This is a genomic window from Streptomyces racemochromogenes (genome assembly GCF_039535215.1).
GTDB lineage: Bacteria > Actinomycetota > Actinomycetes > Streptomycetales > Streptomycetaceae > Streptomyces > Streptomyces racemochromogenes.
In genome coordinates, this window is record NZ_BAAAWT010000001.1 from 6197695 (window position 1) to 6214672 (window position 16978).

General features: G+C 72.7%; 12 protein-coding genes. 6 read left to right on the plus strand and 6 right to left on the minus strand.

The annotated features are described in order from the left end of the window. Window positions 1–14: 14 nt before the first annotated feature. A complete protein-coding gene (locus ABD973_RS28470; protein WP_345502823.1) occupies window positions 15–3440 on the plus strand; it encodes an ATP-binding protein in 3426 nt (1141 codons plus the stop codon). Here the strand turns inward: ABD973_RS28470 and ABD973_RS28475 are convergent. The 3 genes from ABD973_RS28475 to ABD973_RS28485 all read right to left on the minus strand — a co-directional run bounded on the left by ABD973_RS28475 (window position 3424) and on the right by ABD973_RS28485 (window position 7659). Continuing rightward, on the minus strand, window positions 3424–5136 hold the full coding sequence (locus tag ABD973_RS28475; RefSeq protein ID WP_125820308.1) for a glycerol-3-phosphate dehydrogenase/oxidase: 1713 nt from the start codon (window positions 5134–5136) through the stop codon (window positions 3424–3426). The genes ABD973_RS28470 and ABD973_RS28475 overlap by 17 nt on opposite strands. 51 nt (window positions 5137–5187) lie before the next feature. Then, window positions 5188–6705, minus strand: coding sequence for a glycerol kinase GlpK (gene glpK / locus ABD973_RS28480; protein WP_125820307.1), 1518 nt, complete (start codon window positions 6703–6705; stop codon window positions 5188–5190). A gap of 105 nt (window positions 6706–6810) precedes the next feature. Beyond that, window positions 6811–7659 (minus strand): MIP/aquaporin family protein, encoded by an 849-nt coding sequence (locus ABD973_RS28485; RefSeq protein ID WP_125598909.1) that lies wholly within the window; start codon window positions 7657–7659, stop codon window positions 6811–6813. A 242-nt stretch (window positions 7660–7901) separates the two neighbouring features. On the opposite strand from ABD973_RS28485, the gene dhaK reads away from it, so the two are divergent. Then, the gene (dhaK, locus tag ABD973_RS28490) at window positions 7902–8909 is read left to right on the plus strand and encodes a dihydroxyacetone kinase subunit DhaK (RefSeq protein WP_345502826.1); all 1008 of its coding nucleotides are present in this window, start codon (window positions 7902–7904) and stop codon (window positions 8907–8909) included. A gap of 39 nt (window positions 8910–8948) precedes the next feature. Here the strand turns inward: dhaK and ABD973_RS28495 are convergent, their stop codons facing one another. After that, window positions 8949–10067 carry a fatty acid desaturase family protein gene (locus tag ABD973_RS28495; RefSeq protein ID WP_345502828.1) on the minus strand — a complete coding sequence of 373 codons (1119 nt, stop codon included), beginning with the start codon at window positions 10065–10067 and terminating at the stop codon, window positions 8949–8951. Between the two features lie 7 nt (window positions 10068–10074). Continuing rightward, entirely contained in the window at window positions 10075–11103 is a 1029-nt protein-coding gene (locus ABD973_RS28500; RefSeq protein WP_345504780.1) for a ferredoxin reductase, read from the minus strand. Window positions 11104–11233: 130 nt separating this feature from the next. On the opposite strand from ABD973_RS28500, the gene ABD973_RS28505 reads away from it, so the two are divergent. Further along, complete coding sequence (locus ABD973_RS28505; RefSeq protein WP_125820304.1) at window positions 11234–12373, plus strand: PucR family transcriptional regulator; 1140 nt, start codon at window positions 11234–11236, stop codon at window positions 12371–12373. Between the two features lie 35 nt (window positions 12374–12408). Here ABD973_RS28505 and ABD973_RS28510 read toward each other — a convergent pair whose 3' ends face one another. After that, window positions 12409–13044, minus strand: coding sequence for a TetR/AcrR family transcriptional regulator (locus ABD973_RS28510; protein WP_185899517.1), 636 nt, complete (start codon window positions 13042–13044; stop codon window positions 12409–12411). A 136-nt stretch (window positions 13045–13180) separates the two neighbouring features. Between ABD973_RS28510 and ABD973_RS28515 the strand changes: the two genes are divergently transcribed. The 3 genes from ABD973_RS28515 to mhpA are packed head-to-tail and all read left to right on the plus strand — an operon-like array spanning window position 13181 to window position 16941. Beyond that, window positions 13181–14335 carry a VOC family protein gene (locus tag ABD973_RS28515; protein WP_345502832.1) on the plus strand — a complete coding sequence of 385 codons (1155 nt, stop codon included), beginning with the start codon at window positions 13181–13183 and terminating at the stop codon, window positions 14333–14335. A 28-nt stretch (window positions 14336–14363) separates the two neighbouring features. Beyond that, entirely contained in the window at window positions 14364–15314 is a 951-nt protein-coding gene (locus ABD973_RS28520; RefSeq protein ID WP_345502833.1) for a fumarylacetoacetate hydrolase family protein, read from the plus strand. Window positions 15315–15321: 7 nt separating this feature from the next. After that, on the plus strand, window positions 15322–16941 hold the full coding sequence (gene mhpA / locus ABD973_RS28525; RefSeq protein ID WP_345502835.1) for a bifunctional 3-(3-hydroxy-phenyl)propionate/3-hydroxycinnamic acid hydroxylase MhpA: 1620 nt from the start codon (window positions 15322–15324) through the stop codon (window positions 16939–16941). Window positions 16942–16978 lie beyond the last annotated feature (37 nt).

Here is a 16978-nt window from a genome sequence, read left to right on the forward strand (position 1 = left end):
GTACATTCACCGGCGTGTTGCAGATACGAGCGCTGGGCCCCCTGGAAGCCGCGACGAAGGGTACGGCCGTCCCCCTGGGAGCCCCGCGGCAGCGTGCCGTGCTGGCCCGGCTGCTGGTCGCCCGCGGCGCCGTGGTCTCGGTCGACCGGCTCGCCGAGGACCTGTGGCACGGCACCCCGCCCGCCAAGGCCCTCGTCTCCCTGCACGCCTACGTGTCCAACCTGCGCCGACTGCTGGAACCGGAGCGGCCGCCCCGCGCCCCCGCGCGCCTGCTCGTCACCTCCGCGCCGGGGTACGCCCTGCGGCTGCCGGGCGAAGCGGTGGACGCCTGGCACTTCGAGGCCCGGCTGGAGCTGGCCCGCAAGGCTCCGGCACCCCAGGCCCGGGAACTGCTGGCCGGGGCATTGGCCTGCTGGCGGGGGCCGGCGTTCCAGGAACACGCCGACGAGGACTGGGCGGCCCCGGAAGTGGCGCGGCTGACCGAGCTGTTGGCGGACGCCCGTGAGCTCGCCGCCGCGGCGGACCTGCGTACCGGGTCCCCGGCCGGGGCGGCACGGGCGGCCGCCGAACTGGTGGCGGCGCAACCGCTGCGGGAGGAAGGGTGGCGGCTGCTCGCGCTCGCCCAGTGGGCGTGCGGACGGCAGGCGGACGCGTTGACCACGCTGCGCCGGGCCGGGTCCGTCATGCGGGAGGAACTGGGCTGCGATCCCTCCCCCGTCTTGCGGGGCGTCGAGCGGGCCATCCTGGAGCAGCGGCTGGACGTGCTGCGCGCCGCGACGGCGGCGGCTCCCGGAACGGCCGTCCCGTCCTCGGTGTCCCGTGCGGCCGCCGTGAACAGTGCCCGGGCCGGCGGAGCACCGGCACAGGCACAGGCACCGACGCTCGGGGCCGACGCGGGGAGGCTGTTCCTCGGCCGGGAGGAGGAGCTGCGCACCGCCGAGGCCGCCGCGCACGCCGCACGGGCGGGCGGAGGCCTGATGCTGGTCACCGGCGAGGCGGGAGCCGGCAAGTCGGCCTTCCTCGGCCGGCTCGCCGACCGGCTGGCGGGCGACGGCTGGACGGTGGTGGTGGGGCGCTGCCCGGCGTACGAAGGGGCGCCGCCCGCCTGGGCCTGGGTCGAGGCGCTGGGCGCGCTCGACCGCCGGGCCGGGCCCGCCGCCCCGGCGGAGCTGGCCGTCCTGCTGCACGAGCCGACGACGGCGCCCGTCGCCACCCGCGACGAAGCCACGGCCGGCCGCTTCCGCATGCACCGGGCGTTCACCGCATGGCTGTCCGCCGCGGCTGCCGAGCGGCCGCTCGCCGTGTTGCTGGAGGACCTCCACCGGGCCGACGCGGAGACGCTGGCGCTGCTGGAGGCAGCGGGCGCGGTCGCGGGCGTACCCCTGCTCACCGTCGCCTGCTACAGGCCCTCGGAGGCGGGAGACCGGCTGGCGAAGACGCTCGCCCAGCTCGCTCCGCGGCCGCCGCACCGGATCGCGCTGGGCGGGCTGCCGGCCGACGCCGTGGCCACCGTCGTCACCACGGTGTGCGGTACCGCCGTGGCCCCGGCCACCCTGGCCGCGATCACCGCACGTACCGGAGGCAACCCGTTCTACGTGTGGGAGAGCGCACGGCTCCTGGACAGCGAAGGCGAACTCGTCGCCCTCTCGGAGGTCCCCCAAGGCGTCCGGGACGTCCTGCGCCGCCGGCTGGCGCTGCTGCCCGATGCCGCGCTCGCCGCCATGCGCCTGGTGTCCGTCATGGGCGCGGAGGCCGATGCGGCGCTGCTGGTGGAGGCGGCCGACGCGGACGAGGAGACGGTCCTGGCGGGACTCGACGCGGCGCTCGCGGCCGACCTGCTCACCGAACCGGGCCCGGGCAGGGTCGGTTTCGTGCACGCCCTGGTACGGGACACGGTCTACACCGACCTGACCGGCGTGCGCCGGGCCCGGCTGCACGACCGCGTCGCCGCGGTCCTGCGCCGCCACCGCCCCGACGACCTGGCGGCACTGGCCCACCACTTCGCCCGCTCCGGCCGCGCCGCCAACGCCCCGCTGGCCGTGGACTACGCCCTGCGCGCGGCCGAGCTGGCCGAGCGGAGGTACGCGCACGACGTCGCCGTCGGACTGCTCGCGCAGGCCATCGACGTGCACACGGCGGCCGCCGCCGACCCGTACGCGGCACCGGACGCGACCGTCGGCCTGCTGGTGCGCCTGCTCGGCGCCCAGATCCGGGCCGGCGCCACCGACGCCGCCCGGCACACCCGCAGTCGCGCCGTGGAACTCGCGGTACGGGCCCGCCGCGACGACCTGGTCGCCGTCGTCTACGGAGCCTGGACCGAGCCCTCCCCCTGGCGCAGCCGGCTGGAAGGACTCTTCGACCGGACGGCGCTCGCCCGGCTGGAGCGGCTGGCCGCGGACCGCTCCCTGAACGAGGAGACCCGGGCCAGGGTCCTCCAGGTCCTGGCGGACGCGGTGGCCGGCGAGGACGCCACGCGCGCCCGGGCGGCGGCCGACGCGCAGCTGGCGCTGGCCCGTACCTCCGGGGAACCGAAACTGCTGGCCTCCGCCCTGATGACCTCCGCCCGACTGCTTCCCCACGAACACCACGCCGAGGACCGGGACCCCCTCGTCGCCCGGCTGCGCCTCCTGGCCTCCGCGCACGACCTGCCCGCGTACCGGTGGGTCTGCGAACACCTCGACGCCATGACGGCCGCCGCCCGCAACGACCCGGCGGGCGTCGACCGGCACACCGGCGAGGGACTGCACCTCGCCGACCGGTACGAGATGCTGTGGGCGCGCGGCATCAACGTCACCACCCAGGCCATGCTCGCCGCCATCGCGGGGCGGTTCACCGAGGCGGAGGAACGCTACGCCCGAGCCGAAGAGCTGTTCCGCAGGGTGGGGGCGCAGCACGCGAACGGGCCGCGCACCCTGGGCCTGTGGACGATCCGCTTCACCCAGGGGCGGACGGCGGACATCGAGCGAAGCGTCCGCGAGGTCCACGAGGCGGTCGGCGCGCCGGTCGCCGTGGCGCACGCCCTCCTGCTGGCCCGTCAGGGCCGGCTGGACGAGGCCCGCGCGATCCCCTTCCCCGCCGCGCCGGTGACCGACCACCTGTACGGAATCGAACTGGACTACCGCGGCGAACTGGCCGTCCTGTGCGGCGACGTGGACACCGCCGGCCTGCTGGTCCGCCATCTGCTGCCGCTCCGCGACCAGTTCGGGGGCGCGGCGGGAGCCGCCTACGCCTCCCGGCCGCTGGCCCACCCGCTGGGAGACCTGTACCGCCTGCTCGGCGAGGAGACGGCCGCCGCCGAGGCCTACGCCCGCGCCGAGCGCGTCGCGCTGGCGTGGCACTCCCCGCACCACGCGGCAGCCGCCCGCCGCGCCGCCGCCGAACTGGCGGCATCACTCGGGCGCCACCGCACGTTCGCGCACCCGTTCAGTTCACGGGGATGATGTCGGGGGCGCCGAGCCGCACCGCGTCGGCGGTCAGGTCGTCCGGCTGCTGCTGGGCCTCGCGCTCGGCGGCGACGCGCCCCAGGTAGTGGTCGACCTCGCGGTCCTGGTGCGCCCGGTCCCATCCCAGGTGGGGCGCCATCAGCCGGGCCACGGTCGGCGCCGCGTCCACGCCGCGGTCCCAGGACTCGATGGAGATCCGGGTGCGCCGGGCCAGGACGTCCTCCAGGTGGCGCGCGCCCTCGTGGGTCACCGCGTACACGGCCTCGACCCTCAGGTAGTCGTCGGAGCTCGGCAGCGCCTCGCCGAGCGTCGGATCGGCGGCCACCAGGGCGAGCAGTTCGGACGCCAGGGAGCCGTAGCGGTTCAGGAGGTGCTCGATGCGGGCGACATGGAGCCCGGAGCGCTCGGCAAGCCGGTGCCGGGAGTTCCACAGCGCCAGGTAGCCGTCCGCGCCCAGCAGCGGAACACGGTCCGTGACGCAGGGGGGAACCTTCTCGTCCAGGCCCCGGACGGCCTCGTCGACCGCGTCCTTGGCCATCACCCGGTACGTGGTGTACTTGCCGCCCGCCACCACGACGAGTCCCGGTACGGGATGGGCGACGAGGTGCTCCCGGGACAGCTTGCTGGTCTCCGCCGCCTCGCCCGACAGCAGGGGGCGCAGGCCGGCGTAGACGCCTTCGACGTCCTCGGGGGCCAGGGGGGTGTTCAGGACGCTGTTGACGTGCTCCAGCAGGTAGGTGACGTCCTTGGAGCTGAGGGCCGGGTGGGCCTTGTCGAGTGTCCAGTCGGTGTCGGTCGTCCCGATGATCCAGTGCCGGCCCCACGGGATGACGAACAGCACGCTCTTCTCCGTGCGCAGGATCAGACCGGTACGGGAGTTGATCCGGTCACGGGGGACGAGCAGGTGCACGCCCTTGGAGGCGCGGACGTGGAACTGGCCGCGGGTGCCGGCCATGGCCTGGGTGTCGTCCGTCCACACCCCGGTCGCGTTGATGACCTGCTTGGCGCGCACCTCCGTCTCCTCGCCGCTCTCCAGGTCCGTGACGACGGCGCCGACCACCCGCTCGCCCTGCCGCAGGAACCGGCTGACGCGGGCCCGGTTGGCCGCCAGCGCCCCGTACGAGGCGGCCGTGCGGGCGAGGAACATGGTGTGCCGGGCGTCGTCGACCTGGGCGTCCCAGTACTGGATGGCACCCACCAGGGCGTCGGAACGCAGGGCCGGGGCCTCGCGCAGGGCCCGGCTCCTGCTCAGGTGCCGGTGGTGCGGCAGCCCGCCGGAGGTGCCGGAGGCCCTGGCCATCGCGTCGTACAGCAGCACGCCGCTGCCGACGTACGGGCGCTCGGTGATGCGGTGTCGCACGGGGTAGAGGAACGGCACCGGACGCACCAGGTGGGGGGCGAGGTACCGCAGCAGCAGACCCCGTTCCTTGAGGGCTTCGGCGACGAGGCGGAAGTCCAGCATCTCCAGGTAGCGCAGGCCGCCGTGGATGAGTTTGCTGGAGCGGCTGGACGTGCCCGAGGCCCAGTCGCGGGCCTCGACGAGCCCGACGCTCAGGCCCCGGGTGGCGGCGTCCAGGGCGGCGCCGCCGCCGACGACGCCGCCCCCGATCACGAGCACGTCGAGTTCGCCGCGTCCCATGCCGGCCAGGGCCCGTGTGCGGGCCTGCGGTGAGAGGGCCACCGGATCGGCCATGGTCTCCTCCTCGGTGCTGCGGGCGCGGGCGGAACCCGGCGCGGCCGGAACCTATTCGACCTTGGCCCAGTCGAGCGTGCGCTCCACCGCCCGCTTCCAGCCCTCGTACCCTTCGGTGCGGCGTTCCTGCGACCACTGGGGGCTCCAGCGCTTGGACTCCTGCCAGTGGGTGCGCAGTTCGTCGGTGTCCCGCCAGAAGCCGGTGGCCAGGCCGGCCGCGTAGGCGGCGCCGAGCGCGGTGGTCTCGGCGACGACGGGACGGCTGACCGGTACGCCGAGGATGTCGGACTGGGTCTGCATGCACAGGTCGTTGGCCGTGACCCCGCCGTCTACCTTGAGCACGTCCAGGTGTACGCCCGAGTCCTGCTCCATGGCTTCCACGACGTCCCGGCTCTGGTAGCAGATGGCTTCGAGGGTGGCGCGCGCCAGGTGGCCGTTGTCGTGGTAGCGGGCGAGGCCGACGATCGCGCCGCGGGCGTCGGAACGCCAGTACGGGGCGAACAGGCCGGAGAAGGCGGGGACGAAGTAGATCCCTCCGCTGTCCTCCACGGTGCTTGCCAGGCGCTCGCTCTCGGCGGCGTCCCCGATGATCTTCAGCTGGTCGCGCAGCCATTGCACGGCGGAGCCGGTGACCGCGATGGACCCTTCGAGTGCGTAGATCGCGGGACTGTCGCCGAACTGGTAGGCCACGGTGGTCAGGAGCCCGTGCTGCGACCGGACGAGCTCCGTCCCGGTGTTGAGGACCAGGAAGTTGCCGGTCCCGTACGTGTTCTTCGCCTCGCCGGGCGCGAAGCAGACCTGGCCCACGGTGGCCGCCTGCTGGTCGCCGAGCACGCCCGTGATGGGAATGGCCTCCCGCAACGGCCGGGAGGTGCGGGTCCGTCCGTACGCCTCGGGGTGGGAGGACGGGTTGATGGTGGGCAGCATGGACCGGGGAATGTCGAAGAAGCCGAGCAGTTCGTCGTCCCAGTCGAGGGTCTCCAGGTCCATGAGCATGGTGCGGCTGGCGTTGGTGACGTCGGTGGCGTGGATGCCGCCGTCGGGGCCTCCGGTGAGGTTCCACAGCACCCAGCAGTCGGTGTTGCCGAAGAGGGCGTTGCCCTGCTCGGCGGCCTCCCGCACGCCGTCGACGTTCTCCAGGATCCACTGGATCTTGCCGCCGGAGAAGTACGTGGCCGGTGGCAGCCCCGCCTTGCGGCGGATGACGTCGCCCTGGCCGCCGCGCTCCAGCGCGGCGGCGATGGAGTCGGTACGGGTGTCCTGCCAGACGATGGCGTTGTAGTACGGGCGCCCGGTGCGCGGGTCCCAGACGACGGTCGTCTCGCGCTGGTTGGTGATGCCGACGGCCGCCAGGTCGGAGGCGTCGAGGTTGCCGTGCCGCAGGGCGTTCTGGATGACGGAGTTGGTGCGTTCCCAGATCTCCACCGGGTCGTGTTCGACCCACCCCGAGCGCGGGAGGATCTGGGAGTGCTCCAGCTGGTGCCGCGCCACCTCGTTGCCGGCGTGGTCGAAGATCATGAAACGGGTGCTCGTGGTGCCCTGGTCCACTGCGCCGACGAAGTCAGCCATGGGGTGCCGCCTCCTCTTGGGATGCCGTGTGTGGGGCTGTCATCCGCGACGGGACGGGACGGGAGAGCCGTCGTGCCGGATCCGTCCCGCCCGCCGGGGATGCGATCAGCTCTCCTCCGGTGCCGGTACACGTCCGGGAGGCTCCGGTTCCGCGGCGGGCAGGAACCGGCCGATGAGGAGCTTGTAGATGCCCGCTCCCAGCACCCCGCCGATGAACGGGCCGACGATCGGCACCCAGAAGTAGAGGTTGCCGTACTGATCCCTCCATGCCCCGCCGTACCCGGTGAGGAAGCTGGCCAGCCGGGGGCCGAGGTCACGGGCCGGATTGATCGCGTATCCGGCGTTGGTGCCCCAGGCCATGCCGATCGCCACGACGATCAGGCCGACGATGAACGGTGCCAGGTTGGCGCCGGGAGGCGTGCCCAGCAGGTCGGTGACCGCGAAGATCAGGATCAGGAGGAGTGCGGTGCCGATGATCTGGTCGCGCAGTGCGCCCCACTCGGTCACCGGCAGGTTCGGGTTCCCGTTGGCCGGCAGGGTGGAGAAGACGCCCTGCGTCTTGATCGTGTGGCCGGGGTCGGCCTTCGCCAGTGCCTCCGTGTAGTTCCAGCGGACGATCAGCGCCGCCACGAAGGCTCCGGCCAGCTGCGCCAGCGCGTAGGGGGCCACCCTGCTCCAGGGGAAGCCCTTGAAAGCGGCCAGGGCGACGGTCACCGCGGGATTGAGGTGGGCGCCGCTCAGCCGCGCCGCGACGTAGACGCCCAGGGTCACACCGAGACCCCAGGCCCACGCGATGCTGTCGTGGTTTCCGAGGCCGCCCGCCGGGTCGGTCAGGCCTCCGCCGGCGACGACCTGGGCCACGACACCACAGCCGAAGAGAATGAGGATCATGGTGCCGGCGAATTCGGCCGACAGTTCGCCGACCAGCCCATGTGCTGTGAGGCGGTCCTTCATGGGTGCCCGCTTCCCGCCGGTCCGAAGACCGGCATTCGACTGCCCCGAGCCCCCCGGTTCAGCGTAAGGCGGGTCGTCCGTACCGGAAAGGCGAGAGCGGTCCGGCCGCGTGGAGAGCGGTGCCGCTCCGGGCTCCTCGGCCTTCTCCGAGGCGGTCGCCCGGGTTCTCGTGTCCGCGGGACGGCAGCACACTGGTCATAGGGCCTGACGCTCACCCGTCGGCCCCGACCGGGAGGCACATCATGAAGATGCTGATCAACAGTCCCCAGACCGTGGTCGCGGACGCCCTGCGGGGGCTGGCCGCAGCCCACCCCGATCTGGACGTGGACGCCGGTGCCCGGGTCGTCGTACGGCGGGACGCACGGCAGGGCGGGCGGGTCGGTCTCGTCTCCGGGGGCGGCTCCGGACACGAGCCCTTGCACGCCGGCTTCGTCGGATACGGAATGCTGTCCGCCGCCTGTCCGGGCGAGGTGTTCACTTCCCCGGTGCCGGACCAGATGGTGCGGGCGGCCAAGGCCGTGGACTCCGGTCAGGGGGTGCTGTTCGTCGTCAAGAACTACACCGGGGACGTACTGAACTTCGACATGGCCGCCGAGCTCGCCGAGGAGGACGGCATCCGGGTCGAGCGAGTGCTCGTCGACGACGACGTCGCCGTGACCGACAGCCTGTACACCGCCGGGCGTCGCGGCACCGGGGCCACGCTCTTCGTCGAGAAGATCGCCGGGGCGGCGGCGGAGGAGGGCGCGCCGCTGGCGCAGGTGGCCGCGGTCGCCCGACGGGTCAACGAGGCCTCGGGCAGTTTCGGCGTCGCGCTGAGCGCCTGCACCACTCCCGCCAAGGGCAGTCCCACCTTCGACCTGCCGGACGGCGAGCTGGAGCTGGGCATCGGGATCCACGGCGAGCCGGGCCGTGAGCGGCGCCCGATGATGCCGGCGGGGGAGATCGCGGAGGTCGCGGTGGGCGCCGTGCTGGACGGCATGGCGCACGTGGGCCGGGCCGCCGACGGGCCGGTGCTGGCCCTGGTGAACGGGATGGGCGCGACCCCGCTGCTGGAGCTGTACGGCTTCCACGCGGAGGTGGCCCGGGTACTGGCGGCCCGGGGCGTCCCGGTGGCCCGGACCCTCGTGGGGAACTACGTCACCTCGTTGGACATGGCGGGGTGCTCGGTGACCCTGTGCCGCGCCGACGAGGAGATGCTGCGGCTGTGGGACGCGACGGTGCAGACGGCGGCGCTGCGCTGGGGCCGCTGACCCCGCCGCCCGCCGTCGGCGTCCGGACGGGCGGGGGAGTCAGGCCGCGACGAGCTCCCGCTCGCCGTCCGGCGTATTCGCCCTGGGCTTCCTGTTCGGCAGCGAGAGCCGGAAGACCTTGCTCCATGCGGAGAACACCTGCTTGGGCAGCGGCCCGGTGACGTACTCCAGCTCGTACTTCTCGAACAGCGCGCGCACCTTCACCGCCACCTCGGCGTACCGGTTGCTCGGCAGGTCCGGGAACAGGTGGTGCTCGATCTGGTGCGACAGGTTGCCGGTCATGAAGTGCATGGCCCTGCTGCCGCTGATGTTCGCCGAGCCCATCATCTGGCGCAGGTACCACTGGCCACGCGTCTCGCCCTTGATCGACCGGCGCTCGAAGACCTGTACGCCCTCGGGGAAGTGCCCGCACATGATCACCGAGTGGGTCCAGATGTTGCGGACCAGGTTCGCGGTGAACGTGGCGGCGAGGGTGGTGAGGAACGACGGGCCCGACAGCAGAGGGTGGATCACGTAGTCCTTGAGCACCTGCTTGCGGATCTTGCGGCCCACCGCCTTGGCCCGCGCGCGGAACTCCGGGTCCCTGCGGCGGCGCTTGCTCAGGTTCTTGCCGAGCTCCAGGTCGTACGCGGCGATGCCGTACTCGAAGAAGCAGGCGTTGATGAAGTTCCACAGCGGCTGGCCGAGGTGGAACGGGTGCCACCTCTGGTCCTCGTCCACGCGCATGATGCCGTAGCCGAGGTCGTTGTCCTTGCCGATCACGTTGGTGTACGTGTGGTGCAGCTCGTTGTGCGAGTGCTTCCACTGGTCGGAGGGCGAGACGTGGTCCCACTCCCAGGTGGTGGAGTGGATCTTCGGGTCCCGCATCCAGTCCCACTGGCCGTGCAGGATGTTGTGCCCGATCTCCATGTTGTCCATGATCTTCGCCACGGACAGCCCGGCGGTGCCGATCAGCCACGCGGGCGGGAAGAACGAGAACAGCAGCACGCCCCTGCTGACCAGCTCGAGCTTGCGCTGCGCCGAGATGACCTTGCGGATGTAGGCGGCGTCCTCCTCACCGCGGGCGGCGATCACCTCATCGCGGATCGCGTCCAGCTCGCGGCCGAGCTCCTCGATCTGCTCCGCGGTCAGGTGGGCGGTGGGGTCGATGGCGGTCAAGGTGCTCCTACCGTTCGATGTCGCAAGGGCCCGCCGCGGCGGACACGCAGGTCTGGATGAGGACGCCCGGCGCGGCCTCGGTGATCTCGCCGGTGCGCAGGTCGCGGACGGCGCCCTCCCTGAGCGGCGTGACGCAGCCGAAGCAGATCCCCATGCGGCACCCGGAGGGCATGAGCACGCCGGCCTCCTCGCCGACGTCCAGCAACGGCGTGGCGCCGTCCGCGTCGACGGTCTTGCCCGTGGTGCTGAACGTGACCTCGCCACCGCCACCGCCGTCGCCGCCGTCACCGGCGACGACGGTCCCGGGGCGGAAGCGCTCGGTGTGCAGGCGCTCTCGGACGCCGTGTGCGCTCCAGAGCTCCTCGGCGGCGTCGAGCAGGCCCGCGGGCCCGCAGGCCCAGGTCTCGCGCTCGGCCCAGTCGGGCACCAGTTCGTCGAGACGGGCGAGGTCGAGCCTGCCGTCCGCGTCGGTGTGCACCTCGGTGAGCCGCAGCCTGCCGTCCGCGACCAGGCCGTGGAGTTCCTTGCGGAAGATCACGTCCTGCGGCTGTGGCGCGCAGTGGATCATGACGACGTCATCGAGCGCGATGTCACGCAGCATGCTCATCACGGGCGTGATGCCGCTGCCGGCCGTCAGGTAGAGCACCTTGGCGGGCTTGGTCTGCGGCAGCACGAAGTCACCGGTCGCCTGGTCGAGCTGGACCAGCGTGCCCGGTTTCGCCCTGCGGACCAGGTGGTTGCTGACCTTGCCGCCCGGGATCGCCTTCACGGTGATCGTGATGCGGCCGTCCCGGCGGTGTGGCGGCGAGGTGAGGGAGTAGGAGCGCCACAGGCGCCTGCCGTCGACGTCGACCCCGATCCGCACGTACTGACCGGCCGCGTGGCCGCGCCAGCCCCGTCCCGGCCTGATCACGAGGGTCGCGGCGTCACCCGTCTCGGGGTGCACGGCCTCGATGCGCCCCCGCAGGTCAGCGCCCGCACGCAGCGGACTGACCAGGTCGAGGTAATCCGACGGCAGCAGCGGCGTCGTGACCATCTCCAGCAGTTTCCACGCCCCACTGCGGAGGGCTGCACTCGTCATGACTCCAGCTTGATCCGCCTCAAGGCGTAAAGTCCTGACCGCAGGACGTAAATCTGCCCGACTGAATTGTTCGCAGGGAATGAAGATGAGTCATCCGATTCGGAGAGTCACCGATCTGTCTCTGGATGCGACGACGGTCACCGCACTTCGGGCCGCGCTGAAGACCACTGCCGACGAGGTCGTCCAGGCGATCATCGACGAGGTCCCTCCCTACGCCAACGCCCTTTCCGGCCGTATGGGCGGCACCATCCGCCGAGCCGTCCGCACCGCCCTGGGGCACTACCTGGACCTCGCGAGCGGGAACGCCACGGGCGGCGACGCCGGTGACGCCGCCTACGAGCTGGGCCGCGGCGAGGTGCGCGACGGCCGTTCGATGGACGCCCTGCTCAGCGCCTACCGCGTCGGCGCCCGTGTGGCATGGCGATGTCTGGCGGCGGGGGCGGTACCCGCGGGTCTGCCCGCCGCCGAGGTCGCCAAGTTCGCCGAGCTGACCTTCGCCTACATCGACGAGCTCTCCGCCGCGAGCGCCGCGGGCCATGCCGACGAGCTGGCCGCCCGGGGCCGGGAGCACGAGCGGCACCTGGAGCACCTGGCCCGCGACCTCCTCACGGGCGCGGCCTCGGACGTGCTGCTGGCCTCCGTCCAACGGGCCGGCTGGCAGCCTCCGGTTTCGCTGACCGCGGTCCTGCTGCCGGCCGCCCAGGCCCGGCCCGCCTACCGCACGCTGGACCCGAGCACCCTCGTCCTCGACGATCTGCCGGACACCTCGGGTGTGCTGCTCGTCCCCGATGCCGACCGGTCACACCTGTTGAGACAGCTGACCGACCGCACCGCCGTGGTCGGCCCGCCCCGGCCCTGGACCCGTGCGTCCGCCTCGTACGCACGAGCCGTACGCGCGCGCTCCCTCTCCGCCGACATCCGCGACACCGAGGACCACCTGCCCGAGCTGGTGCTGAGCGCCGACGCGGAGGCGTTCGCGGACCTGCGTGCCCGAGCCCTCGCACCGTTGCGGGCCCTGCCCGTCGCGACCGCACGGCGGCTGGAGGAGACGCTGCGGGCGTGGCTGCTGCACCAGGGCAGGCGGGACGAGGTGGCGGCGGCGCTGTTCGTCCATCCCCAGACCGTCCGGTACCGGATGTCGCAGGTACGGGAGCTGTTTCCGGACCTCGCGTCGCCCCGCCGGATCCTCGAGCTGACGCTGGCGGTCGGCCTCCGGGCCGGCTGACGCGTACGTCGCCCGTCCCGTCCGCGGAACGACGGTCAGGCGAGGTCGGGGAGGGGGCGCCGGGCGACCTCGTGGGCGTCCTGCGGCGGGACGCCCAGCATGCGCAGGACCATCTCGGCGAGGTTCACCGCGGCGTCGTCGCCGTCCACGTCGGGCCGGGCGAACCGCAGCTCCACCAGGGACAGCAGGGTTCCCCCCAGGGCGGACAGGGCGACCGCCGTGTCGACGGCGGTGAAGCGGCCGGAGGCCATGCCCACCTCCAGGTCCCGCAGCGCTCGCCGGGTCAGACCGTTGTCCGCGTGGATGTGGCCCAGGCCGCGGCGGCGCAGCACCTGCATCAGCTCCGGGTGCGACTCGGCCATGCGGGCGCTGAGCCGGAAGCCCGTCGCGACGAGCTCCGCGGGGTCGTCGATGCCGGCCAGGTGATCGTCGAAGGCCTGGCCGTACTCCTCCAGCGCGTCCTGCACCGCTGCCTCGAACAGCTCCGTCTTCGAATCGAAGTGGTTGTAGAACGAGCCGAAGCCGACGTCGGCGCGCTCGGCGATCACCTGGATGCTGACGCTGGTGTCCCCGGTCTCGGCGAGTATCCGGCGCGCCGCGCGGACCAGGGCTCCGCGGGTCTCGGCGCGACGCCGCTCGAATCGGTTGCTGGGCGGGGCTGACGTAGGCATGCCCGGATTCTAGCCGCCGAGGCGATGACGATCGCAGTCCTGATGAATTCATCATTTCCTGGCGCGAACGCCTTGACGCACAGAACCGTCAGACTTGATGATTTCCTCATCACGGCAATGTCGCTTGGAGGGCACCATGTCCGAAACCCGCGTCACCGCAGTCGGCGTCCCGGACGTCAGGACGGCCCATCAGGACCTCCACAGCGCGCAGGGCGCCCTGCGCGGCGAACACCCCGGACGGTCCCGCAACCCCGTGATCAAGGTGGCCGACCTGGCCTGGCTGGAGTTCGAGAAGCCCGACCTGGACCGGGCCGAGGTCTTCGCCCGGGACTTCGGCTTCGGCATCGCCGCCCGGAGCGCGGACGAGCTGTGGCTGCGCGGTACCTTCGCCGGCTCGCCGTGCACGGTGATCCGGCGCGGCCGGACCTCCCGTTTCATCGGCCCGGCGTTCCGCACCGCCGAGCGCGCCGACCTGGACCGGCTGGCCCGCGCCACGGGCACGTCCGTACGGGACGCGGACGTGCCCGGCGGCGGCAAGGTGGTCGACCTGCTCGACCCCTCCGGTTTCCCGGTCCAGGTCGTGCACTGCGGGGAGGAACTGCCCGCACTGCCCGAGCAGCAGCCGCTCCTGCTCAACTTCGGCACCGGTCACCGTCGCACGAACGTCGCCCAGCGCCCGCCGCGTGAACCCTCCCGCATCCAGCGTCTGGGGCACGTGGTCCTGGAGACACGGGTGTTCGAGCGCGCCCTGGACTGGTACCTGGACACCCTCGGGATGATCGTCTCCGACTTCCTGTTCCTGGACGGCCGGCGCGGACGTGGCCCGACGATGGCGTTCATCCGCTGCGACCAGGGGAGCCGGGCCGTTGACCACCACACGCTGGCCATGCACCTGGGCCCGGGCAACGGCTACGTCCACTCCGCCTACCAGGTGACCGACCTCGACTCGATCGCCGCGGGCGGCGAGTACCTGGCCGAGCGCGGCTACCAGCGCAGCTGGGGCATCGGCCGGCACGTCCAGGGCAGCCAGCTCTTCGACTACTGGCGCGATCCCGACCGCTTCATGCTGGAGCACTTCGCCGACGGTGACCTGTTCTCCTGCGACCTGGAGCCCGGCTGGGCGCCCATGTCGACCTCCGGCCTCGCCCAGTGGGGACCTCCTGCCACCCGTGACTTCCTCGGCGCGAGCCCCTCCCCGCAGCGGGTCCGTGACGTCATCGAAGCCCTGCGGGGTGACAACGAGATGGACCCGGCGCGCCTGCTGGGCCTGCTCAAGGCCGCCAAGTCCTGAACCCCAACCCCCTCACGAAGGCACTGATATGAGCACGAACGTCCTGCGCACCGCCGACGGCTGGTGGATCCTCCGCGGCAACCGGGCCGTCTCCATCGACACCAAGGCCGCCACCACCGCCGAACTCATCGCCGACCGTGACGCCGTACGGGAGGCGGCGCTCTCGGCCGACACGGGCACGCCCATCGTCGATCTAGCGGCCCTCTCACCGGTCACCACCCCCTGCCGGGTGGTCGCCCAGATGGTCAACTACCGCAGCCACGCCCGCGACTCGGGCTTCACCGGCGACATCCCGACCGCCTTCTTCCGCAAGGCGTCCGGCTCGGTGAGCGGCCCGGACGAGGCGATCGTCCGGCCGTCGCACGTGAGGTTCCTCGACTACGAGATCGAACTCGGGCTCGTCATGGGCGCACCCCTGCCCGTCGGCACCGTGGTCGAGGAGCGGGACCTGCCCTCGTATGTCGCCGGGCTGGTGCTCACGAACGACGTCAGCGCCCGTGACGTGCAGCTGACCAAGACGCAGTTCTACGAGAGCAAGTCGTACCCGACCTTCACACCGACCGGGCCCTACCTGGCGCTTCTGGAGCCCGAGGACTTCGTCCACCTCCTCGATCTGCGGCTGAAGCTGTCGGTCAACGGCGAGCTGCGTCAGGACCGCACCCTCGCCGACATGATCGTCCGCCCGGCGCAGGCGCTGACCCTGCTGGCCCGCTTCCAGACCCTCGGCCCCGGCGACCTGCTGCTCACCGGGACCCCCGGGGGCACGGCCCTCAAGGCCCCGCCCAAGGCGGTCGAGAAGATCGGCGCGCTGCTGCCGCCCGCCGTGAAGTGGAAGGCGTTCTTCAAGTCCCAGGCCCGCAACCCGCACTACCTGCACACGGGTGACGTGATCACGGCGACGATCTCGACCGCGGACGGGCGGATCGACCTCGGCGAGCAGCGCACGCCCGTCACGGACGCGAACCAGGACCCGAGGTGAGCCGCACATGACCGCCGACCAGGCCGGCCCCCGGCCCACCGCACCCGCTCCCGCACAGCCAGCCCCCACACCCGTCGTGATCATCGGCGCCGGGCCGGTGGGCGTGACCGCCGCCCTCCTCCTCGCCCGGCGCGGTATCCGCACCGTCATCCTGGAACGCCACCAGGACGTCTACCCGCTCCCGCGCGCCGTCGCCACCGACGACGAGGTGCGCCGCATCCTCCAGGCCGCGGGCGTGGGCGAGGAGTTCGCCGCGATCGCCCGCCCCGCGCACGGACTGCGGCTGCTGGACGCCCGGCACCGGGTCGTGGCCGAGTTCCGGCGATCCGAGCACGGCCACCACGGCTACCCGCAGACCAGCATGTTCGACCAGCCCGAGCTGGAACGACTGCTACGCGACGCCCTCGCCCAGCGCCCCGAGTGCGAGCTGCGGGGCGGTGTCGAGGTCACCGGCGTCGGCCCGGAGCCCACCGGCCCCGTCCGCGTGACCTACCGCGACGGCGACGGTGAGCACCACCTGTGGGCCGAGGCGGTCCTCGGCTGCGACGGCGCGGGCAGCCTCACCCGTGCCGCCATCGGCGCCTCATGGGAGGACCTGCGCTTCGAGGAACGCTGGACCGTCATCGACGTCCGCACGAAGGCCGACGTCCGCTGCTGGGAAGGCGTCGACCAGGTCTGCGACCCGCACCGGCCGGCGACGTTCATGCGCGTCGGCGAGGACCGCTACCGCTGGGAGTTCCGGCTGCAAGACGGGCGGCAGCCGGTCCGCGAACTGATCGCCCCGTGGCTGTCGCCTTCGTACGACGGGGACTTCGACATCGTACGGGAGACGCAGTACACCTTCCGGGCGCGGGTGGCCGACCGGTGGCGCAACGGACGGGTCTTCCTCCTCGGCGACGCCGCCCACCTCACCCCGCCGTTCATCGGGCAGGGACTCTGCTCGGGCCTGCGTGATGCCCACAACCTCACCTGGAAGCTCGCCCGAGTCCTCCAGCAGGGCGGCGACGAACGGCTGCTGGACACCTACGAGAGCGAGCGCAAACCGCACGCACGGCACGCGATCCGGCTCGCGGTCGCCATGGGCTGGGCCATGACCGGCGGCCAGGACGGCGCCGCCGCACTGCGCCGCGGGATCCTGGCCGCGGCCTGCCGCATACCCGGCCTCACCACGGCGGCGGGCCGCGACCTCAGCCCACCCCTGACCGCCGGACCCCTCGTCCGGCGTCGTACGCGCGGGAGCCTCGCGGGCACCCACTGCCCGCAACCACGGGTGGTGGGACCCGACGGCCGGCGCTCCCGCCTCGACGAACTGCTCGGCGACGGCTTCACCGTGCTGACCGCCGCTGATCCCTCTCCCTCGGTGCGCGCCCTCGCCTACGGGCTCGGCGTCCCGGCGATCCCCGTGACCGGCCTCCGTGACGACGGCACCCTCACCGCCTGGCTGCGCGCCGGCCGGGCGGACGCCGTCCTGCTGCGCCCCGACCGCGTCGTCATGGACCTCGTCCCGGCCGGGAGGCACGACTTCACGGACACCGCCGCCTGGGCGTCCCTCCTGCACACCACGCGCAGCCCCCACCCTTCCGCCCGGACCGCCCAGACCAGCCGGCCAAGGCGCGCCCCCCGCTGACCACGCCCTACCCGGCCGTGGACGCCCGACCCACAGG

Coding starts and splice junctions, on each gene's coding strand:
- glpK (WP_125820307.1), bottom strand. CDS start 6,705: ATGGCTGACTTCGTCGGCGCAGTGGACCAGGGCACCACGAGCACCCGT.
- ABD973_RS28505 (WP_125820304.1), top strand. CDS start 11,234: ATGAGTCATCCGATTCGGAGAGTCACCGATCTGTCTCTGGATGCGACG.
- ABD973_RS28510 (WP_185899517.1), bottom strand. CDS start 13,044: ATGCCTACGTCAGCCCCGCCCAGCAACCGATTCGAGCGGCGTCGCGCC.
- ABD973_RS28475 (WP_125820308.1), bottom strand. CDS start 5,136: ATGGCCGATCCGGTGGCCCTCTCACCGCAGGCCCGCACACGGGCCCTG.
- dhaK (WP_345502826.1), top strand. CDS start 7,902: ATGAAGATGCTGATCAACAGTCCCCAGACCGTGGTCGCGGACGCCCTG.
- ABD973_RS28485 (WP_125598909.1), bottom strand. CDS start 7,659: ATGAAGGACCGCCTCACAGCACATGGGCTGGTCGGCGAACTGTCGGCC.
- ABD973_RS28520 (WP_345502833.1), top strand. CDS start 14,364: ATGAGCACGAACGTCCTGCGCACCGCCGACGGCTGGTGGATCCTCCGC.
- ABD973_RS28515 (WP_345502832.1), top strand. CDS start 13,181: ATGTCCGAAACCCGCGTCACCGCAGTCGGCGTCCCGGACGTCAGGACG.
- mhpA (WP_345502835.1), top strand. CDS start 15,322: ATGACCGCCGACCAGGCCGGCCCCCGGCCCACCGCACCCGCTCCCGCA.
- ABD973_RS28500 (WP_345504780.1), bottom strand. CDS start 11,103: ATGGTCACGACGCCGCTGCTGCCGTCGGATTACCTCGACCTGGTCAGT.